Origin of the sequence: Kitasatospora sp. NPDC086791, from assembly GCF_040685975.1 — a bacterium.
Classification (GTDB): Bacteria; Actinomycetota; Actinomycetes; order Streptomycetales; family Streptomycetaceae; genus Kitasatospora.
Genome location: NZ_JBFBOC010000014.1, coordinates 95,126 through 116,251, shown reverse-complemented (window position 1 = coordinate 116,251; position 21,126 = coordinate 95,126). Strand labels below are relative to the sequence as shown.

General features: G+C 75.2%; 17 protein-coding genes. 8 read left to right on the top strand and 9 right to left on the bottom strand.

What is annotated here, in order from left to right:
- Nucleotides 1-36: 36 nt before the first annotated feature.
- Together AB0Q99_RS20480 and AB0Q99_RS20475 are read right to left on the bottom strand one after the other, a co-directional pair.
- Nucleotides 37-786, bottom strand: a complete 750-nt coding sequence (locus AB0Q99_RS20480) for an IclR family transcriptional regulator (RefSeq protein WP_363573748.1) — start codon at nucleotides 784-786, stop codon at nucleotides 37-39.
- Nucleotides 787-817: 31 nt separating this feature from the next.
- A complete protein-coding gene (locus AB0Q99_RS20475; RefSeq protein ID WP_363573746.1) occupies nucleotides 818-1,987 on the bottom strand; it encodes a sugar kinase in 1,170 nt (389 codons plus the stop codon).
- Nucleotides 1,988-2,130: 143 nt separating this feature from the next.
- Between AB0Q99_RS20475 and AB0Q99_RS20470 the strand changes: the two genes are divergently transcribed.
- The 4 genes from AB0Q99_RS20470 (at nucleotide 2,131) to AB0Q99_RS20455 (ending at nucleotide 7,663) form a co-directional block, all read left to right on the top strand.
- Entirely contained in the window at nucleotides 2,131-3,432 is a 1,302-nt protein-coding gene (locus AB0Q99_RS20470; RefSeq protein ID WP_363573744.1) for an alanine racemase, read from the top strand.
- A 59-nt stretch (nucleotides 3,433-3,491) separates the two neighbouring features.
- Nucleotides 3,492-5,120: a D-aminoacylase gene (locus AB0Q99_RS20465; RefSeq protein WP_363573742.1), complete on the top strand. Its 1,629-nt coding sequence runs from the start codon at nucleotides 3,492-3,494 to the stop codon at nucleotides 5,118-5,120.
- Complete coding sequence (locus AB0Q99_RS20460) at nucleotides 5,117-5,845, top strand: bifunctional 4-hydroxy-2-oxoglutarate aldolase/2-dehydro-3-deoxy-phosphogluconate aldolase (protein ID WP_363573740.1); 729 nt, start codon at nucleotides 5,117-5,119, stop codon at nucleotides 5,843-5,845. The genes AB0Q99_RS20465 and AB0Q99_RS20460 overlap by 4 nt, the downstream gene beginning before the upstream one ends.
- A 195-nt stretch (nucleotides 5,846-6,040) precedes the next feature.
- Complete coding sequence (locus AB0Q99_RS20455) at nucleotides 6,041-7,663, top strand: alpha-amylase family glycosyl hydrolase (protein WP_363573738.1); 1,623 nt, start codon at nucleotides 6,041-6,043, stop codon at nucleotides 7,661-7,663.
- A 49-nt stretch (nucleotides 7,664-7,712) separates the two neighbouring features.
- Here AB0Q99_RS20455 and AB0Q99_RS20450 read toward each other — a convergent pair whose 3' ends face one another.
- The 5 genes from AB0Q99_RS20450 to AB0Q99_RS20430 all read right to left on the bottom strand — a co-directional run bounded on the left by AB0Q99_RS20450 (nucleotide 7,713) and on the right by AB0Q99_RS20430 (nucleotide 13,926).
- Nucleotides 7,713-8,489, bottom strand: a complete 777-nt coding sequence (locus tag AB0Q99_RS20450) for a (2Fe-2S)-binding protein (RefSeq protein ID WP_363573736.1) — start codon at nucleotides 8,487-8,489, stop codon at nucleotides 7,713-7,715.
- Between the two features lie 189 nt (nucleotides 8,490-8,678).
- Nucleotides 8,679-8,843: a hypothetical protein gene (locus AB0Q99_RS20445; protein ID WP_363573734.1), complete on the bottom strand. Its 165-nt coding sequence runs from the start codon at nucleotides 8,841-8,843 to the stop codon at nucleotides 8,679-8,681.
- A 325-nt stretch (nucleotides 8,844-9,168) separates the two neighbouring features.
- Nucleotides 9,169-10,782 (bottom strand): metallophosphoesterase family protein, encoded by a 1,614-nt coding sequence (locus AB0Q99_RS20440; protein ID WP_363573733.1) that lies wholly within the window; start codon nucleotides 10,780-10,782, stop codon nucleotides 9,169-9,171.
- A 432-nt stretch (nucleotides 10,783-11,214) separates the two neighbouring features.
- Nucleotides 11,215-12,879 carry a peptide-N4-asparagine amidase gene (locus AB0Q99_RS20435; protein ID WP_363573731.1) on the bottom strand — a complete coding sequence of 555 codons (1,665 nt, stop codon included), beginning with the start codon at nucleotides 12,877-12,879 and terminating at the stop codon, nucleotides 11,215-11,217.
- Nucleotides 12,880-13,023: 144 nt separating this feature from the next.
- Nucleotides 13,024-13,926: a LysR family transcriptional regulator gene (locus AB0Q99_RS20430; protein WP_363573729.1), complete on the bottom strand. Its 903-nt coding sequence runs from the start codon at nucleotides 13,924-13,926 to the stop codon at nucleotides 13,024-13,026.
- A gap of 148 nt (nucleotides 13,927-14,074) precedes the next feature.
- On the opposite strand from AB0Q99_RS20430, the gene AB0Q99_RS20425 reads away from it, so the two are divergent.
- Together AB0Q99_RS20425 and AB0Q99_RS20420 are read left to right on the top strand one after the other, a co-directional pair.
- Nucleotides 14,075-15,133, top strand: a complete 1,059-nt coding sequence (locus AB0Q99_RS20425) for a pseudouridine-5'-phosphate glycosidase (protein WP_363573727.1) — start codon at nucleotides 14,075-14,077, stop codon at nucleotides 15,131-15,133.
- Nucleotides 15,134-15,136: 3 nt separating this feature from the next.
- The gene (locus AB0Q99_RS20420; RefSeq protein ID WP_363573725.1) at nucleotides 15,137-16,015 is read left to right on the top strand and encodes a PfkB family carbohydrate kinase; all 879 of its coding nucleotides are present in this window, start codon (nucleotides 15,137-15,139) and stop codon (nucleotides 16,013-16,015) included.
- Nucleotides 16,016-16,126: 111 nt separating this feature from the next.
- On the opposite strand, the gene polX is transcribed toward AB0Q99_RS20420, so the two are convergent.
- Together polX and AB0Q99_RS20410 are read right to left on the bottom strand one after the other, a co-directional pair.
- The gene (gene polX, locus AB0Q99_RS20415) at nucleotides 16,127-17,854 is read right to left on the bottom strand and encodes a DNA polymerase/3'-5' exonuclease PolX (RefSeq protein ID WP_363573723.1); all 1,728 of its coding nucleotides are present in this window, start codon (nucleotides 17,852-17,854) and stop codon (nucleotides 16,127-16,129) included.
- 151 nt (nucleotides 17,855-18,005) lie between these two features.
- Nucleotides 18,006-18,803, bottom strand: coding sequence for a hypothetical protein (locus AB0Q99_RS20410; RefSeq protein WP_363573721.1), 798 nt, complete (start codon nucleotides 18,801-18,803; stop codon nucleotides 18,006-18,008).
- Nucleotides 18,804-19,108: 305 nt separating this feature from the next.
- Between AB0Q99_RS20410 and AB0Q99_RS20405 the strand changes: the two genes are divergently transcribed.
- On the top strand, nucleotides 19,109-19,726 hold the full coding sequence (locus tag AB0Q99_RS20405; protein WP_363573720.1) for a helix-turn-helix domain-containing protein: 618 nt from the start codon (nucleotides 19,109-19,111) through the stop codon (nucleotides 19,724-19,726).
- Entirely contained in the window at nucleotides 19,723-21,096 is a 1,374-nt protein-coding gene (locus AB0Q99_RS20400) for an MFS transporter (RefSeq protein WP_363573718.1), read from the top strand. The genes AB0Q99_RS20405 and AB0Q99_RS20400 overlap by 4 nt, the downstream gene beginning before the upstream one ends.
- Nucleotides 21,097-21,126: the final 30 nt, after the last annotated feature.

The window sequence follows — 21,126 nt, the reverse complement described above, 5'->3', positions numbered from 1 at the left end:
GGTTCGTAGGGGTTCGCGACGAATCGTGACGGTTCGTCAGCGGTGGTCGGGGCGGCCGCAGTCGGCCGAGACGGCGCGGGCGGTGGCGAGCAGCTGCGGGAGGAGGTCCAGCACCTGCTCGTACGGGAGGACGACGTCCGGAACGGAGATGGAGGCGGCGGCGACGACCCGGCCGCTGGCGTCCCGGACGGGCGCGGCCACGCAGTTGATGAAGGACTCGTGCTCCGCGTGGTCCTGCGCCCAGCCCTGGGCGCCGACCTTCTCCAGCTCGGCGAGCAGCGCCTCGGGCGTGGTGAGGGTGCGTTCGGTGTGCGGGGTGAAGTCGATCCCGGCCACCACCCGGCGCCGCTCGGGCAGCGGCAGGTCGGCCAGCAGCACCTTGGAGACGGCGGCGCTGTGCAGGGCGGCGCGCAGGCCGATCCGGGAGTACATCCTGACCGGGTGGCGGGAGTCGAACTTGTCGATGTAGACCACCTCGCCGCCCTCGTACGCGGCCAGGTGCACGGTCTGGCCGGTGGCGGCGTTCAGCTCGGCCAGGTGCGGGGCGGCGATCCGGCGGATGCCGCGCTGCTCCAGGGCCAGGCCGGAGAGGGCGAAGAGGCCGGCGCCCAGGTGGTAGCGGTAGGCCGCGTCGCGGTAGACGAATCGTTCCTCTTCGAGGCTCTGGAGCAGTCGGAGCACGGTCGTCTTGTGGACGCCGAGCACCTCGGCGAGCTGGTCGAGGGAGCGTTCGCCCTCGCCGAGCTGGGCGAGGATGCGCAGGGCGCGGGTGACGGTCTGGCTCATCGTGCTCCGCTTCGAGGGCTGGGGTTCCCGCTCATTGTGCCCGGGCCCGGTCGGCGGGCGGCGTCCGGTCGGCGGGGTGCGCGGGGGCGGGGGCGTGGGCACGGTCGGTGGGGTGCGCGGGGGTGTGAGCATGGTCGGCGGGCAGGGCCGGGCCGGCGATGCCGTCCGCGGTGACCCGGGTGGCGGCCCAGTCCGCGGGGGAGGCGTCGAGCAGTGCCGTCACCACGGCGGCGGGTGGCAGCTCGGCCTGGTCGCCGTGGGCGGTGAGCGCGCAGGCGGCGCTCAGGTGGCCGAGCCGCAGCCGGCGGCGCTGGTCCAGGCCCCGGACGGTGGCGGCCAGGTAGCCGGCCGCGAAGGCGTCGCCCGCGCCGGTGGCCTCCACCACCTCGACGGTGAGGGCCGGCTCGGTGACCGCCGTACCGTCCCGCTCCAGCGCGGTGACGTGCCGGTCGGCGTCCTTGACCACGAGGGTGGCGGGCGAGGGGAAGCGGCGGCGCAGGGCGGCGGGGTCGCCGGTGCCGAAGGCGGCCTGCGCCTCGTCGGCGCCGAGCAGCAGCAGGTCGGCGGCGTCCAGCAGCGGCGGCAGCACGGCCGGGTCGCGGTCGCGCCAGAGCGCGGGGCGCCAGTTGAGGTCGAAGCTGACCAACCGGCCCGCGCGGTGGTCGGCCAGCAGAGCGCGCAGCAGGGCGAGACAGTCGTCGGAGAGCGCGGCGGTGATGCCGGACAGGTGCAGGAGGCGGGCGGTGGCCAGCAGCGGGGCGGCGGCCGGGTCGGTGAGCAGCGCGGGGGAGAGCGCGGCGGCCGCGGAGCCGCGCCGGTGGTAGTGCAGCCGGCTGCGGCCGGGGCCGAGGTCGTGATCCCGGCCGGTGCTGCCGCCGACCTCCTTGAGGTAGAGGCCGGTCGGGCGGTCCGGGTCGACCGTGACCGCCGAGACGTCCACGCCGCGGGCGGCGACCTCGGTGAGCAGCCGCCGGCCGAAGCCGTCGGCGCCGACCCGGCTGATCCAGGCGGTCGGCACGCCGAGCGCGGCCAGCGCGCCGGCCACGTTGGACTCGGCGCCGCCGACGGAGAGCCGGAAGTTCTCCACCGACTCCAGCGGGCCCGGGCGGTCCGGGAGCAGGACGGCCATCGACTCGCCCACGCACACGGCCGTCGGGGGAGGGCCCGGCCGGGTCGGGCCCGGGGTGTCCTGTCGCGGCATCTGCTGGGCTCCTCGTCTGCGGCCGTTCCGTGGGGAGCGGGCCGACTCCGTTGACCGTGATCCGGCGCCGATGCTAGAACCGTGCTGCCAGCATGTGCAACCCGCGTTGCACATGCTGCAACATGGCACGATGGAGGAGAACCGTGGAGCAGACCTTCGCAAGCAGCGGCACCGGGCCGGGCATCGCCGGCGGCGCGGTGGCGGCCCTGGCCGACGAGCCGTTGGACTGGCGGTTCAAGGCCGCTCCCCCGGAGTCGTGGGGCCGCACCGTACGGGAGTGGCTGGCCGACGGCCCGACCCTCTCCTCGCTCGGCACACCGCTGCTCACCCTCGACGGTGCCGCGCTGGAGCACAACGTCCGCACCATGGCCGACTGGTGCGCCAAGGCGGGCGTCGCCCTCGCCCCGCACGGCAAGACGACCATGGCGCCCGCCCTCTGGCAGGCGCAGCTCGCCGCCGGAAGCCACGGCATCACCCTCGCCAACCTGCCCCAGGTGCGGGTCGCCCGGGCCTTCGGCGTCCAGCGGATCCTGCTCGCCAACACCCTGCTCGACCCGGCCGGGCTGGCCTGGCTCGCCGACGAACTGGCCGCCGACCCGGGCTTCGCCTTCCTCTCCTGGGTCGACTCCGCCGAGAGCGTGCGGCTGATGGACGAGGCGCTGCGTGCCGCCGGCGCCGAGCGGCCGGTCGAGGTGGTGGTCGAACTCGGCGGCCCCGGCGGACGGACCGGTGCCCGCGGCGTGGACGCCGCCGTCGAGGTCGCCGCCGCCGTGCTGCGTGCCCCCACCCTGCGCCTCGCCGGGGTCGGCGGCTACGAGGGCGCGCTCGCGCACGACGCCACGGCCGACGGGCTGGCCGTCGTCCGCGGCTACCTCCGGACCCTGGCCGAGCTGCACGGCCGGCTCGCCGGCGCCTGCCCGGACGACGCGCCACCGGTGGTCACGGCCGGTGGCAGCGCCTACTTCGACCTGGTGGTCGAGGAATTGGCCGGCCTGCCGGACGCCCTGGTGGTGCTGCGCTCGGGTGCCTACATCGCCCACGACGACGGCTTCTACCGGGGCATCTCGCCGCTCGCCCGGGCCGCCGGCGAGGTGCCGTTCCGCGGCGCGCTGCACGGCTGGGCCCGGGTGGTCTCCCGGCCCGAGCCGCAACTCGCGCTGCTGGACGCGGGCAAGCGCGACCTGCCCTTCGACGAGGGCCTGCCCGAGCCACAACGAGTGCGCGGCGGAGCCGAGTTGACCGGCACGACGGCACGGATCACCGCGCTCAACGACCAGCACGCCTTCCTGCGCGACGCGGGTGACCTCGCGCCGATCGGCGCGGTGCTGCGCCTCGGGGTGTCGCACCCGTGCACGGCCTTCGACAAGTGGACGGCGATCCCGGTGCTGGATTCCGCGGACGCGGCCGAGCCGAAGGTCACCGGGCTGGTCAGGACGTTCTTCTGATGGCCGGGGAGAGAGCGGGCGGCGCCGATGCGGGTGGGACGAGTGCGGGTGGGTCGCGGGTGGCCGGGGCAGGAGGCGGCGGGGCGGGCCCGACCGTCTTCCGGGGCGCCACCGTGGTGGACGGCACCGGCGCGGACCGCTACCGGGCGGACGTACGGATCGCCGACGGCCTGATCACCGGGATCGGCGACCGCCTCGACGCGTCCCACGTGGTGGACGCCGACGGACTGGTCCTGACCCCGGGCTTCATCGACATGCACGCCCACTCCGACCTCGCCCTGCTGCTCGAACCCGAGCACCCGGCCAAGGTCACCCAGGGCGTCACCTGCGAGGTCCTCGGCCAGGACGGCCTGTCCTACGCCCCGGTGGACGACGCCACCCTGCCCGTGCTGCGCCGCCAACTCGCGGGCTGGAACGGCGATCCGGCCGAGCTGGACTGGGACTGGCGCGACGTCGCCGGCTACCTGGACCGGATCGACCGCACCGGTGTCGCCGTCAACGCCTGCTACCTCGTCCCGCACGGCACGCTGCGCACCCTCGTCATGGGCTGGGCCGACCGCCCGCCCACCCCGGCCGAACTCGACCGGATGCGACAGGTGTTGGCGAAGAGCCTGCTGGACGGCGCGGTCGGCATGTCCAGCGGCCTCAGCTACACCCCCGGGTCGTACGCGGACACCGCCGAACTGGTCGCGCTGTGCACCATCGTCGCGGCCTACGGCGGCTTCCACGCGCCGCACCAACGCTCGTACGGTGAAGGGGCGTTGGAAGGCTACGCGGAGATGGTGGAGATCTCCCGGCGGAGCGGCTGCGGGTTGCACCTGACCCACGCCACGATGAACTTCGGCGTGAACCGGGGCCGGGCCGGCGAGCTGCTGGAGCTGGTCGACCGGGCGCTCGCCGACGGCGTCGATCTCACCCTGGACAGCTACCCCTACCTGCCCGGATCCACCACCCTGGCCGCCCTGCTGCCGAGTTGGGCCACCGAGGGCGGGCCGGCGGCGACCCTGGCCAGGCTCGGCGAGCCGGCGGTGTGCGCCCGGATCCGGTACGAGGTGGAGGAGAAGGGCAGCGACGGCTGCCACGGCGTGGTCACCGACTGGGCGACGATCCAGATCTCCGGCGTGCGGTCGGCGGAGCTGGCGCCGACCGTCGGCCGGACGGTCGCCGAACTCGCCGCCGAGGAACGGCGGACCGGCACCGAGGTCTTCCTGGACTTGCTGCGCCGGGACGAGCTGGCCACCACGATCCTCCAGCACGTCGGTCACGAGGAGAACGTCCGGGCGATCATGCGCCACCCCGCGCACACCGTCGGCAGTGACGGACTGCTGGTCGGCGCCCGGCCGCACCCGCGGGCCTGGGGCACCTTCCCACGGTATCTCGGCCACTACAGCCGGGAGTTGGGCGTGCTGACGCTGGAGGAGACGGTCGCCCGGATGACCGGCCGCCCCGCCGCCCGGCTGGGCCTGCACCGGCGCGGGCTGATCGCGCCCGGTCACCACGCCGACCTGGTCCTCCTCGACCCCGAACGGGTCCGGGACGCCGCCACCTTCGAGCACCCCCGGCGGCCCGCCGAGGGCATCGAGTCCGTGTACGTCAACGGCACCGCCGTCATCCGGCAGGGCCGCACCACCGGCGCCCGCCCCGGGCGCGTCCTGCGCCGCACCGACCGAGGAACCCGAGCCGCATGAACTCCTTCTCCCACCCGGGCGATCGCTCCGACCTGCGTGACGCGTCCGACCCGCACGATGTCGCGGACCTGCGCGACGTCGCGGACCTGCGTGACACCTCCGGCCCCCGGGACTTCGCCGACCTGCGCGACGACCGGGTGATCGCGGTGGTCCGCGCGCCGCGCATCCCGGACGCCTCCGCGCTGTGCGCCGCGCTCGCCGAGGGCGGCATTCGGTGGACCGAGTTCACCTACACCACGCCGGATGTGACGAAGCATCTGGAACGCGCCGCACGGGCCGGCCACCGGGTCGGCGTCGGCACCGTGCTGACCGCGGAGCAGGCCGGGCGAGGGGTCGCGGCCGGGGCGTCCTTCCTGGTCACCCCGGGCTGCCGGCCCGAGGTCGCGGAGGCGGCGGAGGCCGCCGGGGTGCCGGTGGTGCTCGGAGCGCTCACCCCGACCGAGGTGGCCCGGGCGGTGGACCTGGGGGCGGCCGCGGTCAAGGTCTTCCCGGCCCGGGCGTTCGGCCCCGGCTACTTCAAGGACCTGCGCGGCCCGTACCCGGACGTCCCGCTGGTGGCCTCCGGCGGGGTGAACGCGGGCAACGCCGCCGAGTTCCTGGGGCAGGGCGCGCTCGCGGTCTGCGCGGGGACGGACGTGGTGCCGCCGGACGCGGTCGCGGCGGGGGACTGGGCGGAGATCACCCGGCGGGCCCGGGCGTTCACGGAGGCGTGCGGGGCCCCGTAGCGACGGTCGTGCGGGCCTCGTAGCCACCGGCGCACGGTCGGGCCGGGGCGCACCGGTGGACCGGGTGGAGAGGGCTGTCGGGACGGCCGGGTTTGGGCGAGAATCGGTGGCACCCGGTTCGGCCCCGGCCGATTCCGGCCCGGCTCAGCCCCGCCCGGTGCACCCGGGCCCCGGACCCGGCAGGAGGACCCACCCATGACCTCGACCCGCCCCGGCCCCGACTGGCTCGCCGACGCCGTCCTCTACCAGATCTACCCGCAGAGCTTCGCCGACTCCGACGGCGACGGCATCGGCGACTTCGCCGGCATCACGGAACGCCTCGACCACCTGGCCTGGCTCGGCGTCGACACCGTCTGGCTCAACCCCTGCTTCGCCTCGCCGTTCCGCGACGCCGGGTACGACATCACCGACTACTTCGCGCCCGCCCCGCGCTACGGCGGCACCGAGGACCTGGCGGCGCTGGTCGAGGCCGCCCGCCGCCGGGGCATCCGGATCCTGCTGGACCTGGTCGCCGGACACACCTCCGACCGGCACCCCTGGTTCCTGGCCGCCGCCGAGGACCCGTCCGACCACCGCTACATCTGGTCCGACCGCCGGGTGGACGGCTTCGTGGCCTCGCCCGGCAGCCGCCCCGGCTGGTACCGGCCGAACTTCTTCGACTGCCAGCCCGCCCTCAACTTCGGCTACGCGCGCAGCAGTCCGGACGAGCCCTGGCGCCAGCCGGTGGACGCCGAGGGCCCGCGGGCCAACCGGGCGGCGCTGCGCGACATCATGGCGCACTGGCTCGGCCTCGGCGTGTCCGGCTTCCGGGTCGACATGGCGTACTCGCTGGTCAAGGACGACCCGGGCAGGGCCGAGACCGCCAAGCTCTGGACCGAACTGCGCGACTGGCTGGACCGCGACCACCCCCAGGCCGCGCTGTTCGCCGAGTGGGGCGACCCGTCCGCCGCCGTCGCGGCCGGCTTCCACGCGGACTTCTTCCTGCACTTCGGCGGCGAGGACCACGGCCTCCCGCTGCGCTGCCTGTGGAACAACAACGGCGGCACGGTCGAGGAGTTCTGGCAGCAGGAGTCCTGTTACTTCGAGGCCGAGGGCCGGGGCACCCCGCAGCCCTTCCTGGACGCCTGGCGCTCCGCCGCCGAACTCACCGAAGGCAACGGGCACATCGTGCTGCCGACCGCCAACCACGACTTCTCCCGGCTGGCCGCGGGCTCGCGCACCGCCGAGCAACTCGCCCCCGCCTTCGCCTTCCTGCTCACCTGGCCGACCCTCCCGGCGGTCTACTACGGCGACGAGATCGGCATGCGCTACCTGCCCGGGCTGCCCGACACCGAGGGCAGCGTGCTCGGACCGCGCTTCAACCGGGCCGGCTCGCGCACCCCGATGCAGTGGACGCCCGGCCCGACGGCCGGCTTCTCCAGCGCGCCCCCCGAGCGGCTGTACCTGCCGGTGGACCCGGACCCGCGCCGCCCGGACGTGCTCTCCCAGCGGGCCGACCCGACCTCGCTGCTGCACACCGTCCGGCGGCTGATCGCGCTGCGCCGGGCGCACCCGGGGCTGGGCTCCGCCGGCGGGGTGGAGGTCCGGCGGGCCGGGTACCCGCTGGTGTACACCCGGGCCGGGCGGTACCTGGTGGCGGTCAACCCGCGGCGGGAGCCGGGGGCGGTGCGACTGTCGGACCTGCTGCCGGGGTCGTCGCAGGGGTCGTCGCAGGGGTCGTCGCGGGGCGTCCGGCCGCTGGACGTGCGGGGCGTGCGGGTCGCGGACGGGGAGCTGCGGGCGGACGGGTTCTCGTACGGCGTGTTCGAGCTGGACTGAGGGCGCTCGGGCGGCAGCCGGTCTTTGGGCCGGGTTCCGCCCGCGGGGATCAGTGGTCCCGCCTCCGCGGGGCGGGCGGCGCGCTGAAGCAGCAGTCCCCGCAGAGCCCGGCGCCGGGCCCGACCCGGTAGTAGAGGCAGCAACTGTTCCGCCGGAACGCCGTGCCGCGCGGGCCGGTGTGCAGCGTGCCGGACCCGGCCAGCGGCGGACGGTCCAGCAAATCCGCGACCAACGCCCGGGCCGCGCCCGGCGCGTGGGCGTCCAGCACCCGCAGCGTCCCGGCCAGCGCGGAAGCGGTGTTGCCGAGCAGCAGGCGCGGGGAGAGCGGGGCGGCGGCCCGGACGGCAGCCGCCAGCGGCTCCAACCGGCCCACCAGGACGGCGGTGTGGAGCTGGTCGGCGAGCCGGCCCGCGTCCGGCCGGACGGGCTCCGGCGGCGTCCAGAGGTCGAGCGGGCCCTGGTCGGGGATCCGCACCCAGGCGCGCTCCAGTGTCGGGACGGTCCCCAGCAGGACGGCGGACCCGAGGCCTACCGACCAGAAGCGGGCGGCCAGTCCCAGGTGCAGGATCGAGGCGGCGACCCGGGGTTCGACGGTGCCGAGCCGCTGCGCCACCACCCGGAGGCGCGCGGCCAGCGGCGCGTCCGGCCCGGTGCCGTACAGCTCGGGCAGTGGGCGGAAGCCCTCGGGTGGGGCGTCGCCGGGCGAGGTGTCCAGGGCGAAGTACGGGCCGACGGCGGCGAGCCGGCGGTAGTCGGGCGGCGGCGGCCCGGGCGTGGCGCGCGAGGGGTCGGGCCCGTGCTGCGAGGGGTCGGGCGCGGGGTTCAACGGCCCTCCCCTGTGGGGCCGTTGAACCCCGCGCCTGCTTCGGAGGGCCCGGGGGCGGTCGGGCGGTCGGGTGACATCGGGGCCTCCAGGGTCCGGGTGCTCGGGCGGCAGCGGCGTGCCGGGCGATGGCGCGGCGGGGCGGTGGTGTGCGGGCCCGTGCGGACCCCGGTGGTCCCTGGTCGGGCGGTGTCAGTCGTGCACGGTGACGTCGCCACCGGTCGTGCGGATGAACGGTACCGTGCCCCGGCGGTCCGCCACCGGGACCGGTGCCTTCCGGCCGACGGCCACCTCCGGGCCCGGGAACCGCGGCGCCCAGCCTTCGGCGGTCACGCCGGTGGCGAGTCGGCGGGTCATGGGGTTCGTCCTCCTTCGGGGGCGGCTGCTTCGACGACCACGAGTCTGCCGCCCCGCGGCCGGGCAGTCCTCACGCTGTGGAGGGGAGTCGACGGCGATCGGCTCCCTCCCGGGAAGGAGCCCCGGCTCCCCCGGGAGAGCTGCCCCGTGGGCTCGGCCGGGTCCGACGCGCTCGGGGCCCGGCGGGTTCGCGGTCCGACGCGCTCGGGGTCCGATGCGTTCGGGGCCCGGCGCCGGTCGAGGGGGCTCGACCGGCGCCGTGGCGGTGCGTGCGGTGCGTGCGGTGCGTGCCGTGCGTGCCGTGCAGGCCGGGGAAGGGGGTGGGTCAGTGGCCCCGGCCGCCGCCGCGGGCGCCGCGCGGGCGGGTGAGGGTGAAGCGGTCGACGGGGACGAGATCGCCGTACGGGCCGCTGACGGAGTAGTAGGTCACGTCGATGGTGGTCGGTCCGCCGCGCTGGCCCGGGTTGACGTCGAAGGACGCGAAGCCGTAAGGGTTGTCGGCGTCGCGGAAGGCGGACCAGGGGGCGTCCTCGATCACGTACACCGGCGGGCGCTTGCCGGTGGCCGGGTCGACGGCGCCGACGCCGGTGATCACCCGGGCCTTGGCGGGGCTGAAGAAGAGCTGGTTGGACGGGGCCGAGGTGCCGCCGCCGCCGATCACCATGTGGACGGTGCCCTTGGTGGTGTCGATGGTCCGGGTGTCGGTGGCGACCGGGATCGGGGTGCGGGTGTCGGTCGGCTGCTGGCCGCGGATCGGGTGCGAGCGCTCGTAGTGGTGCTCGTGGCCGCAGACCACCAGGTCCACCCCGTACTTGTCGAACAGCGGCACCCAGGCCTCGCGCAGGCCGAGGTCGGCGCCGTTGAACTTGTCGGCGGTGGAGATCACCACCTGGTGCATGCAGACCACGATCCAGTCGATCCCCGGGTCCGCGTTCGCCGCCGCCAACTCCCGCTCCAGCCAGCGCTGCTGGGCGCCGCCGGAGTAGCCGTGGACGTAGGAGTTGCCGCCGTCCTGGTAGGCCACGTCGTCGTTGTTGAGGCTGATGACGCGCACCGAGCCGGCGGTGAACGAGTACCAGAGGCCGCGCAGTTCCCCGTCCGAGCCGGAGTCCGGCAGGTCGAAGTAGGCCTGGTAGGCGCCGTAGCCGATCGGGCCGTTGCCCTTCTCGTTCTCGTGGTTGCCGGCTGCGGGCATCCACGGGCGGTGGCGGGCGGAGCGGGTGTTGTTCTCGAACCAGTCCGACCAGGTGCGGACCCGGTCGGTGGAGATGTTCGCGTAGCAGAGGTCGCCGTTCAGCAGGTGGAACAGCGGGGCGATCCGCTCGACCCCGGCGGTGGTGTCGCCGGCGGCGGGGCTGCCGAGGTTGTCGTTGACGTAGCCGTTGGCGGTCTTCCTGCCGAGGGTGGGGGTGCCCTGGTCGCCGAAGCTGGTGAAGGTGAACGCGGACCGGCCGCGCGGGGCGGTGCGGACGGTGCCCAGCTCGGGGGTGGTGCCGTCGTGGACGGCGGCGTAGACGTAGTCCGTGTCGGGGTGCAGGCCGGTCAGCCGGGCGTGGTGCGCCTGGACCTCGGTGCCGGAGGCGGCGTCCCGGTAGGTGCGGGTCACGGCCTGGGTGGTCCGGCCGAAGCCGCCGTTCGAAGTCCCGTACATCACCCGGGGGTTGGCGACGGACCGGGTGGTGTGCCAGGACACCACCACCTCGCGCGAGGCGTCCGAACCGAACTGGAGGTGCAGACCGCCGACCCGGGGGGCGCCGGACCGCCCGGGCCGCTGCCAGAGCAGCGGCGAGGCGGCGGGATCGGTGGGGGTGGCGGGGGCGGCCGCGGCGGGGGCGGCCGCGAGGCCGGAGAGCGACACGGCGCCGCCGAGGCCGAGGCCGGAGGCGCCGGCCAGGAGCCCGCGCCGGCTGACGGGGAGACGTCCACTGGAAGCGTTCATGGCGGTCAGCTCACCGTACGGAGGTGAACCGTGCCGGGGTCGCCGCGTGAACTTTCCCGCCGGGGCCGGGCCGGGTCGGTGGCCCGTTCGGCCGGTGCCGGCCGCGGACCTGGACAGCGCGTCCACGGAACCGAGGGGATGTTCCGTGGACGCGCGGAACCTGCGAGGTGGGGGAGGCCTCCGGACTCGCGTCCTCCGGCCTGTAGTTCGATCGTCGACCGAGGTAGAAATCCAGCGGCAGACCCTGATCCGTCTCGATCTGTCGCCACTGCCTCCTGCGGTCGAACTTCCTTCAGCTACCTCGCAGGTCCACCTCCCATCATGCGCCTCCCACGCCGGGTGCACCAGGGGTGAACGGCATGAATTCGGGTAATTTTCGCAAATCGACCACCGGGTGCCCGGCGTTGATCGCCGGGCGCCCGGCGCCCCGGTTCAGGGCGCCGGCCACCCGTCCACGAAGCTCAGCGTCCGGTGGTACGGCCCCTCGGGCCCGGTGCTGCGGTAGTCCTCCGTGCTGCTGCCGGTGCGGACGGTGCGGTCGCCGTCGTGGCGCCGGGCGGTGGGGCGCAGGGTGTGGTCGACGGTGGCGCGCTCGGTGACGTGGCCGCCGGTCGCCGTGGTGGCCTCGCGGTGGTAGCCGAGGTCCATGGCGGTGGTCTGGTCGGTGTTGCCGGCCGCGTCGTGGTTCACCCGGTAGCTGACGTCCAGCGGTTCGCCCTCGTGGACGGTGGTGGTGCGGTGCGGCCCGCCGCCCCAGGTCGAGGTGGTGCGGGTGAGGTCGGTGCCGTTGTGCAGCGTCACGTCGTTGCCGCTGTCGCGCAGTTGCTGGCCGGAGCGGAAGGAGAGGTCGTCGCGGACCTCGGTGGTGATCCGGCCGTGCGAGGTCTGCACCCAGCCCCGGGCGAGGTCGTGCCGGGCGGCGGTGACGGTCCAGTCGCCGCTGCCGCCGCCGTGGTCGGCCAGCACGGTGCCCACGGCGGCCTCGGGGGCGACCCGGTGGTCGGTGAGCCGCCCGGTGGTGCGGGCGCTGCCGTGGTCGACCTCGGCGAACAGGTTGACCTGTCCGGTCCACACGTCGTTGCTCTGCGCCTCGGCCGCGTTCACCGTGACGCCGAGGGTGTGCGGGCGGCCGTCGAGCAGCAGGCCGACGTACGGGGTGAGGTCGAGGCGGTAGGCGGGCAGGTCGAAGGCGAAGACGCCGGGGACGGGCCGCCAGAGCAGCGGGTCCCAGCCGCCGGTGTAGATCACCGGGTACGGCCAGACCGCGCCGGCCACCCGACCGTCGACGGTGAGCCGCAGCTCGCGGAACGGGCCGTTGCCGCACAGGCCGAGGCCCGGGTTCGCGGCGACGAAGGCGTCCGGCGCGGAGGCGTAGGCGAACTCCTCGCAGGCGCCGCCGCCCCGGGTGTAGACCTCGGCGGTGAGGCGTTCGAGGTTCTGCGGGAAGGTGAGTGCGCTCCCGGCGGTGGGGGTGGCCCGGGTGAGCGCGAACGGCCCGGTGGTGAGCAGCCGGTCGGCGCCGCGGGCGGCCGGGTGCCGGTGGTCCGCGGTGTAGAAGGTCAGGCTCGCGCTGATCGTGAAGACACCGGTGTAGGTGGCGTCGGTGACGTTGGCCAGGTCGAAGGAGAAGTCCTGCGGGCCGGCGGCGAACAGCGGGGCGTAGCGGGTGACGTCGCGCTCGACGTTCCACTCGATGCCGTCCTTGGAGGGCTCCGGGGTGGAGGAGAGGAGCACCTGGACGCCGCCGACGCGGACGCTGAAGATCCGGTCGAACTGCCGCCCGGCGACCTCCCCGTGGAGGTCCAGCACCACCGCGGACCACGGCCCGGCGCAGCCGGCGGGCGGGGTGAGGGCGGCGGTGTACGGGGTGTCGGGCGGGTTGCCGTACCCGTTGCGGAACTCGCGCCGGTGCATCGCCTCGACGGTGCAGGAGCGGGTGTCGGGCCGGGCGAGGGGCTTGGTGGCGGTGACCGGGTCGTGGTAGTCGGTGCCGAAGTCGGCGTGGGCGGGGCCGGCGGCGGTGAGGGTGCCGGCGAGGGTGAGGACGGCGGCCGCGAGTAAACCGGCGGCGCGGCGGAGCAGCGGGCGCAGGGCCAAGGCGGATCCCCGGGGTCGGGCGGCCCGGGGCGCTGCCGCGGGCCGGAGGGATGATCCGGCATCCTTCCGGCGGTGGCATGCCAGCGTCAAGGGTGACGGGTCGAGGTGGTACCGGGGTGGGGCGGTGCGGCGTCCGGGGCGCCGCTACTGCTCCTCCAGCGCCGCCGCCTCCTGCCGGATGAGGTCGCGCAGGGTGGCCAGCCGGGCCCGGCGGTCGTCCAGCCGCCACTGCATCTCCAGCGGCAGGGTGGCCCGCCCCTCCAGCCGTACGGTGGCCACGTCCTCGGTGAGGTGGCCGGTCATCGAGCCGGGCACCAGCGAGAACGCCCGGTTGCGGGCGAGCAGGTAGAGCCGGGAGCCGACGATCCGCGGCGGGCTGACCAGCACCGGCGGGTCCACGCCCTGCTCCCCGCAGAGGCCGAGCACGTGGTCGTAGTAGCGGGGGTGCTGTTCGCGCGGCCACAACAGCAGGGGCAGGTCGCGCAGTTCGGCCAGGCGCAGGCCGGTCCGGCCGGCCAGCGGGTGGTCCCGGCCGAGCGCGACCAGCACCGGCTCGTCGGCGATCCGCTCCAGCCGGTAGCCGTCCACCTCGTCCAGGAAGCGGCCGAGCCCGATGTCGGCCAGTTCGGCGGCCAGGGTCGCGGACACCTGGCCGGTGTCCACGGCGAGTTCGGCCGTGTCGAGCGCGGGCAGTTCCTGTTCGGCCCGGCTGACCACGGCGGGCAGCAGCCGGTTCGCCACGCTCGGCGAGGCGACGATCCGGGCCGTGCGCAGCCGGGACTCCTCGTGCAGCCGGACCCGGGTCAGCAGCGCCTCGGCCTGGCCGAGCAGCCGTGCGCTCTCGGCGGCCATCACCTCGCCCGCCTCGGTGAGCGCGACGGAACGACGGCTGCGGTCGAACAGCTCGACGCCGACGGTCCGCTCCAGCCGGGCGATCTCCTGGCTGACCGTCGGCTGCGAGATGTGCAGCCGTTCGGCAGCCCGTCCGAAGTGCAGCGTCCCGGCGACGGTCAGGAAGACCTCCAGCTGACGCAAGGTGAGACCCATGCCCGTCAGGGTAGACGAGGGGTGGACGAACTGATAGGCGTGGGCCTATCGGAAGCCCCAGGACTCATTCTGGTTTCCGATGTGAACCGTCCATACGCTGAGCACCACGTTGCCCCACCGCAGTGGCATCTCACAGAGAGTTCGCATCATGACCGGACTTCCGCCCAGCACGCCCTCCGTTCCCGCCTCCGCCGCTCCCGCCCCCGTTGGTTCCGCCCCCGTCGGTTCCGCCGCTCCCGCCGTTCACGTCGCCGAGGAGGTCGCCCGGGCCCTCGCCGACGGCCGGCCCGTGGTCGCGCTGGAATCGACCATCTTCACCCACGGCCTGCCGCGCCCCCGCAACCTGGCCGTCGCGCTGGAGGCGGAGGAGCGGCTGCGGGACGCGGGGGTCGTCCCGGCGACCATCGGCGTGCACGCGGGGGTGCCCACGGTCGGTCTGAGCACCGAGCAGATCACCGAACTCTCCGCCACCGACGGCCTGGACAAGGTCAGCCTGCGCGACCTCCCGGTGGTCGCCGCGCTCGGCCGGCACGGCGGCACCACCGTCGCCGCCACCGCCTTCCTGGCCCACCGCGCGGGCATCCGGGTCTTCTCCACCGGCGGCCTCGGCGGCGTCCACTTCGGCGCCTCGGAGAGCTTCGACGAGTCCGCCGACCTGACCACCCTGGCCGCCACCCCGGTCACCGTGATCAGCGCGGGCGTGAAGTCGATCCTGGACATCCGGGCCACCCTGGAGCGCTTCGAGACCCTCAACATCCCGGTCATCGGCTACCGCACCCGCAAGTACCCCGGCTTCTACGTCACCGACTCCGGCCACGAGATCAACTTCCGGGTCGAGTCGCCCGAGGAGGCCGCCAGGGTCATCGACGCCCGCGACCGGCTCGACCTGCCGCAGGCCGTCCTGATCGCCAACCCGGTCGACCCCGCCAAGCAGCTGCCGCCGGAGGAACTGGAGGGCATCCTGGCCCGTGCCTGGGCCGAGGCCGAGCGGCAGGGCATCACCGGCAACGCCGCCACCCCGTTCCTGCTCGACCACATCCAGCGTGACACCGGGGGCCGCAGCCTGGAGGTCAACGTCGAGGTCTACCGGGGCAACGTCCGCCTCGGCGGCGAGATCGCCACCGCCCTCGCCGCTTCCGCTGCCGCTTGGGGTTCTGCTGCCGCGGGCGCTGCCGGAACCGGGGCCGCTGCCGGAACCGGGGCCTGAGCCGTGCTGGGGGTGCTCGGCGACCTCGTCGAGGACGTCGTGGTCTGGGTCGACGGCCCGCTGCGGCACGGCACCGACTCCGCCGCCCGGGTCTTCCGGCAGCGCGGTGGCAGCGCGGCCAACGTCGCCCGGTTCGCCGCCGGGCAGCACCCGGTGCGCTTCCTCGGCTGCGTCGGCGAGGACGCGGTCGGGGACGGCCTGGTCGCCGAACTCGGCGGCCACGGCGTCGACATACGGGTTTCCCGGCGCGGGCGGACCGGCAGCGTGGTGGTGCTGATCGACCGGGACGGCGAGCGGACCATGCTGCCCGACCGGGGCGCCGCCACGCTGCTGGAGCGCGTCCCGGACGAGTGGCTGGCCGGCCTGACCCACCTGCACGTGCCGGCCTACTCCTTCGACGGCGAGCCGGTCGGCGCCACGGCGGTGGACGCGCTCGCCCGGGTCCGGCAGGCGGGCGGCACCACCTCGGTGGACGCCTCCTCGACCGGCATGCTGGAGCAGTTCGGACGGGAGCGCTTCCTCGCCCTGCTGGCCGAGTTGGCGCCCACCTTCGTGTTCGCCAACCGCTCCGAGTCCGGCTACCTCGGGCTGCTGGTCGACGGCCTGCCCGGGCCGGAGCGCGCCCGGCTGGCGGCCACCACGGTGGTCACCAAGGCGGGCGCCGAGCCGACCACCGTCGACGTGCCCGGCGAGGGGCCGTTCACGGTGCCGGTGCCGCCGGTGGCGGAGGTGCGCGACCTCACCGGGGCCGGGGACGCCTTCGCGGCGGGGTTCCTGGCCGGGTTCCTGGAGAGCGGGGACCTCGGGTCGGCGGCCGGGCTCGGGCACCGCAACGCGGCCCGGGTGCTGGCCTCGCCGGGGGCGTCCTGCGGCGAGGGGTAGCGGTCCGGGGAGGGGAACGGTCCGGGGAGGGACGGCGGTTCGGTACGGGGGAGCGGTACGGGGAGCGGGTATGCGTCGGGTGCGGGCGCGGGACGCCCTCGCCCGGCGTGCTCAGCGCAGGGCGTCCTTGCGCAGGAAGTGCTTCAGCTTCTGCCAGGTCCAGGTGTTGACCACGTCCCCGGCGGTGAGCCAGCCGCGCTGCGCCGTGCCGATGCCGAAGCGCGGGTAGGCGAGGTGCGGGGTGGCGTGGGCGTCGCTGTCGACGCTGAACCGGACACCGTGGCGCTTCGCCCGCAGGACGTCCTCGTCGCGCAGGTCGAGCCGCTGCGGGGAGCTGTTGATCTCGATCGCGGTGCCGGTGCGCGCGGCGGCCCCGAACACCGCGTCCAGGTCGACGTCGATCGGGCCGCGGCTGCCGATCCGCCGGGTGGTGAGGTGGCCGATGACGTGCACGTACGGGTTCTCGCAGGCGCGGATCAGCCGGCGGGTCTGGGTGGCGCGGTCGAGGGCGAAGTGCGAGTGCACCGAGGCGACGCAGACGTCGAAGCCGGCCAGGAATTCGGGTGGCCAGTCCACGTCGCCGGCCGGGTCGATGTTCAGCTCGGTGCCGTGGAGCAGCCGCAACGTCCGGTGCCGGTCGGCCAGTCGGCGGAGCCGCTCGCGCTGGGCGAGGATCTTCTCGTCGGTCATCCGCTGCATGACCAGGTTCGGCGCGTGGTCGGTGACGGCGAAGTAGGAGTAGCCGCGGGCGGCGGCGGTGTCGACCATCTCCTCCAGCGTGGCCAGCCCGTCGGTCAGGTCGGTGTGCGTGTGCAGGTCGCCGCGCAGGTCGGACTCCTGTACCAGGTCAGGGAGTTCACCGTTCAGGGCGGCCTCGATCTCGCCCCGGTCCTCGCGCAGCGGCGGCGCGATCCACGGCAGACCGAGCGCCGCGTACACCTCGTCCTCCGTCCCCGAGACCACCTTGGCGCCGCCCTCCACCTCGAACAGCCCGTACTCGGAGAGCTTCAGTCCGGCCCGCACGGCCATCGTGCGCAGCTTGATGTTGTGCGCCTTGGAACCGGTGAAGTAGACCAGCGCCGCGCCCCAGTCCTCCTCCGGGACGACCCGCAGGTCCACCTGGACACCCCGGGTGGTGCGCACCGAGGTCTTGGTCGTCCCGCTCCCGATCACCTCGGCCACGTAGGGGAGTCCGGTGAGCGCGGCCATCAGCGGGGCGGAGTCCTCGGCGGTCGCCAGCACGTCGATGTCGCCCACCGTCTCGCGCATCCGGCGCAGCGAGCCCGCGTACGCGCAGCGGGTGCAGCCGGGTACGGCGGAGAGCGCGGCGACCAGCTGCTCGGCCAGCTCGGTGGCGGTGTCCAGCAGGATCCGGCCGCCGGACTGCCGCATCAGCTCGATGCCGTGCAGGATCTTCTCGCCGCTGCGCTCGCCGAAGCCGGCCACGCCGGACAGCCTGTCGGCGCGGACCGCCTCGGCGAGCTCGTCCACCGAGGCGATGCCGAGGTCGCGGAAGAGGGCCAGGGCGCGCTTCGGGCCGACGCTGGGGACGGCCATCATCTCCCGTACGCCGGCCGGGATCTCGGCGCGCAGGGACTCCAGGGCGGCGATCCGTCCGGAGGAGAGGTATTCGGCGATCTTCTCGGCGGTGGACCGGCCGACGCCGGGGATCTGCTGCAGGCCCTTGACGTCCAGGCCGGCGACGTCCTCGGGGTGGCCGCCGACCGCGCGGGCGGCCTTCTCGTAGGCACGGGCCCGGAAGGCGTCCCCGCCGGTGATGTTGATCAGGTCGGCGTACTCCTGGAGGAGGTCCCTGACCTGGTCGTTGAGCCGGGGCATGGGCCAAGTCTAGGTGCGGCGGGGCGGGTTCGCCGGGTGTGCGGGGGCGGTGCCGGCGTTGGTGCCGGCGTCGGTGCCGGGGGCGCTTCGGGGGGTGTCGCGGGCGTTCGAGGTGCCCGGGGCGTGGTCCGACGGCGGCCGGGGCGTGCCGTCAGTCGTGGGCGACGGTCAGCAGCAGGACCACGGTCAGCCCGCCGCCGGGGGTGGACTCGACCGCGAGCCGGCCGCCCGCCGCCAGCACCAGGCTGTGCAGGGCCGGTCCCACCGGGCCGTCCGGGCGCACGCCCGCGAGCAGCCACTCGCGGGCCTCGGGCAGCTCGTGGGCGCCCCGGTCCGAGATCCGGATCTCCACCCGGCGGTGTCCCCGCGAGCCGTCCCGATCGCGTCCCCCGGTGCGATCCCGGCCGTGCCCCCGCGCGCCCTCCCGGCCCCGGGCCGGCACCGCCGGGCCCGGTCGGCCGCCGCGTGCCACCTCGGCGCGGACCAGCACCCGGCCGCCCACCGGGCTGCGCCGGATCGCGTGGTCGACCAGCCCGGCGAGTGCCGCCTCCAGCCGTCGGGCGTCCCCGGCCACCACCGGCAGCCCCGGCGCCACCCGGACCGTGACGGCCGCCGAGCGGCCGCCGCCGCGCACCACCCGGCGGACCACGTCGGCCACCTGGACGTGCCGGGCCATCGGTTCGCAGCCGGCCTGCCGGCCGGTCCACCGCAGCCGTTCCAGTTCCGCGCGGGTGAGTGCCCTGGGCGCGGCCATGGTGCCGGACTGGAAGGGCCCGGAGCCCTCCTCGGCCTCCACGGCGAGCGGGCCGCCCGCGCGTCCGGTGCCGCTCCCGCGTCCGGTTCCGCCGCTGCCGGTGCGGCCACCGCGGCCGGTGCGGCCCGGGCCGCCGAAGGCCGCGAGCGCCCGGGCCCCCGACGCGACGTAGCCCCAGAGCCTCCCGCGTGTCATCGCCCTGCCCCTCGTGCCTCACCGGCGGCCGTCATCGGTTCCGCGGCCGACCGGGGCGGGCCGCGTTCCGGGCCCTCCTGCCAGCCTGCGCCTCACCCGCCCGGGTGACAATCCCGCTCCGGGGCGCGAACCGGGCCCGGGCCCCCGCCGAGCGGCCGGTCGTGCACCCCCCGACCGGCGGGGCGGCTCCAGGGGCGGGCCGGCGGGGCGCTGGTCCACCCCGGGAGGGAGCCCTCCGGGAACCGCAAAGAACTCTTCGCAGAAAACCCTTTGCAAAGGACCCTTTGCGGTTCTAGGCTCCTGCCATGACCGAAGACCAGGGCTGGAAGCACAGCGACGACCCGCACACCGCCATCACCGCCAAGGGCATGCGGGCGATGGCGCACCCCGTGCGGATGCAGCTGGTCGGGCTGCTGCGCAAGCACGGCCCGTCGACGGCGACGAGGCTCGCCGCGCAGCTGGGGCTCAACTCCGGGGCGACCAGCTACCACCTGCGCCAGCTCGCCGCCGCGGGCTTCGTCGAGGAGGACCGGGAGCGCGGCAACGCCCGTGAGCGCTGGTGGCGTTCGGCCCACCGGCTGACCGTCTGGACGGGAGACGACCTGGCGGACGAGGAGCCCGACACGGCCGTCGGCTTCCTGCGGTCCGTCCTGGCCGCACACACCCTGACCGGCCAGCGCACGCTGGACGCCTTCGAGACCATGCCGCGCGAGTGGCGCCGGGTGACGGACCTCAGCGACTTGATCCTGCAGCTCACCCCCGCCGAGGCGGAACAGCTGACCGGTGAGCTGTCCGAGGTGATCGGGCGCTACCGCCGGGTCGACACCGAGGGGCCGGTCCCAGAGGGCTCCGAGCACGTCTCCGTGATCGTCCACGTCCTGCCGGACGCCCGCGCCACCACGACCGAGGGGGAAACCACATGACCACCGCCGCCGCCGATCCGCCCGCGCGCAGCTACCGGCCGCTGGCCGGGGTGCTGACCGCCACGGTCGTCTCCGTGACCGGGACACGCGTCTCGGCCATCGCCCTGCCCTGGTTCGTCCTGGCCACCACCGGCAGCGCCACCATGACGGGTCTGGTCGCCTTCGCCGAGATGGCGCCGTACGTGCTGGTCAAGGCGCTGACCGGGCCGGTGGTCGACCGGCTCGGGCCGCGGGTGGTGTCCTGGACGACGGACGCGGTGAGCGCGGCCGCGGCCGGACTGGTGCCGCTGCTGCACGCGCAGGGGCTGCTCCCGTTCTGGGCGCTGCTGGCGATGGTCGCGGTGATCGGCGCGATGCGCGGCCCGGGAGACCTCGCCAAGTCGGTCATGGTCCCGGAGGCGGCCGACCGCGCCCGGGTCCCGATGGAGCGGGCCACCGGGCTGTCGGGCGTCACCGAGCGGCTGGCCTCCACGATCGGTCCGGCGGTCGGCGGCGGGCTGGTCGCGCTGATCGGGCCGCTGGCCGGGCTGGCGGTCAACGCGGTCACCTTCGCGCTCGGGTCGCTGGTCATCGCCCTCGCGCTGCCGCGCGGCATGGGGCGTCCGGCGGCGCCAGGCGCGACCGCCGCGAATCCCGGGTCGGCGGCAGCGCACGAGCAGGACGGCGGCTACTGGCGGATGTTCCGGGAGGGCTTCGTCTTCCTCCGGTCCGACCCGCTGCTGCTCGCCGTGACGGTGATGGTCGGCATCACCAATCTGATCGACGCCGGGTTCATCACCGTCCTCGTCCCGGTCTGGGCACGGGAGTCCGGCAACGGTCCGGCCGCCATCGGCCTGGCCGCCGGTGTCATGGGTGCCACGGCCGTCGTCGGCAGCCTGATCGCGGCCGCCGTCGCCTCGCGCCTGCCCCGCCGGACGGTCTTCTTCGTCGGCTTCCTGCTGTGCGGCGCGCCCCGCTTCCTGGTCCTCGCGCTCGGAGCGCCGATGTGGGTGGTGCTCACGGTCTTCGCGATCGGCGGGTTCGGCTCCGGTTTCCTCAACCCGATCCTCGGCGCGGTGCTCCTCGAGCGGGTGCCCCGCCATCTGCTCGGCCGCGTGCACGCCCTCGGCGACTCCCTCGCCTGGGCCGGGATCCCGCTCGGCGGCCTGGTCGCGGGTGCGTCGGTCGCCCTGGTCGGCCTGATACCCAGCCTGCTCGCGGCCGGCGCCCTCTACTTCGCCACCACGACCCTGGCGGGCCTCCGGTCCGAGTGGCGCGAGATGGACCGCCACCGGGGCCACGCGGGCAGCCCCGCCGACACACCGGCCGTGCCGCAGGCAGCGGGAGCCGAGGAGGCACCGACACCGGCATCGGTACCGGCGCACTCCTGACTGATGGACGCCAGGGTTCGCGGCACGCAG

Bases quoted from the DNA above. Each gene is read 5' to 3' on its own strand.
- AB0Q99_RS20410 (WP_363573721.1), bottom strand. From the start codon at position 18,803: ATGACACGCGGGAGGCTCTGGGGCTACGTCGCGTCGGGGGCCCGGGCG.
- AB0Q99_RS20475 (WP_363573746.1), bottom strand. From the start codon at position 1,987: ATGCCGCGACAGGACACCCCGGGCCCGACCCGGCCGGGCCCTCCCCCG.
- AB0Q99_RS20430 (WP_363573729.1), bottom strand. From the start codon at position 13,926: ATGGGTCTCACCTTGCGTCAGCTGGAGGTCTTCCTGACCGTCGCCGGG.
- polX (WP_363573723.1), bottom strand. From the start codon at position 17,854: ATGCCCCGGCTCAACGACCAGGTCAGGGACCTCCTCCAGGAGTACGCC.
- AB0Q99_RS20455 (WP_363573738.1), top strand. From the start codon at position 6,041: ATGACCTCGACCCGCCCCGGCCCCGACTGGCTCGCCGACGCCGTCCTC.
- AB0Q99_RS20425 (WP_363573727.1), top strand. From the start codon at position 14,075: ATGACCGGACTTCCGCCCAGCACGCCCTCCGTTCCCGCCTCCGCCGCT.
- AB0Q99_RS20400 (WP_363573718.1), top strand. From the start codon at position 19,723: ATGACCACCGCCGCCGCCGATCCGCCCGCGCGCAGCTACCGGCCGCTG.
- AB0Q99_RS20460 (WP_363573740.1), top strand. From the start codon at position 5,117: ATGAACTCCTTCTCCCACCCGGGCGATCGCTCCGACCTGCGTGACGCG.
- AB0Q99_RS20480 (WP_363573748.1), bottom strand. From the start codon at position 786: ATGAGCCAGACCGTCACCCGCGCCCTGCGCATCCTCGCCCAGCTCGGC.
- AB0Q99_RS20440 (WP_363573733.1), bottom strand. From the start codon at position 10,782: ATGAACGCTTCCAGTGGACGTCTCCCCGTCAGCCGGCGCGGGCTCCTG.
- AB0Q99_RS20405 (WP_363573720.1), top strand. From the start codon at position 19,109: ATGACCGAAGACCAGGGCTGGAAGCACAGCGACGACCCGCACACCGCC.
- AB0Q99_RS20445 (WP_363573734.1), bottom strand. From the start codon at position 8,843: ATGACCCGCCGACTCGCCACCGGCGTGACCGCCGAAGGCTGGGCGCCG.